The organism is Alcanivorax sp. HI0083, assembly GCF_001635175.1.
In genome coordinates, this window is record NZ_LWFX01000765.1 from 1 (window position 1) to 448 (window position 448).

A 448-nucleotide genomic window follows, 5' to 3' on the forward strand; every position below is an offset into this window, starting at 1 on the left:
GATGTTGCAGAAAGGCTTCGGCTCCCGGCCGCACGGAGATGCGGTCGCCGGCGGCTCTTTTCAAGCCGGCAATTTCCAGACCCAGCTCGGCGGTCCAGAAATCCAGGCAGTACCAGTTCAGGGTGCCTTGGTGGCTGGTGATCCAGTCGTGGATGATGCGGTTGGCCTCGGCCTGCTCCAGACCCAGTTGCCGGGCGTAGCAGTCGGGCACGTGTTGTTGCCAGAACCAGTTGTCAAAGTGCAGGTCCAGCAGGGTGCCGTCCATATCCAGCAGCACAGTGTCGACGGATTGCCAGTCAATCATGAATTTCCTGCGTGTTCGGGTTAGTCTTGCCTGCAATAGCGGGCTCAGAGGTAATTATGGATGAGAAACCGGAGATTCTCGACACCCGGCTGATAGCAAAGAGCCGCCTGTTCGGGATCGAAGAACTTCACCTGCGCTTTTCCA

At 58.0% G+C, this 448-nt stretch carries 1 pseudogene; it reads right to left on the reverse strand.

The annotated features are described in order from the left end of the window. Positions 1-304: pseudogene (locus A3754_RS07505) on the reverse strand (haloacid dehalogenase); the annotation flags it as partial. Positions 305-448: the final 144 nt, after the last annotated feature.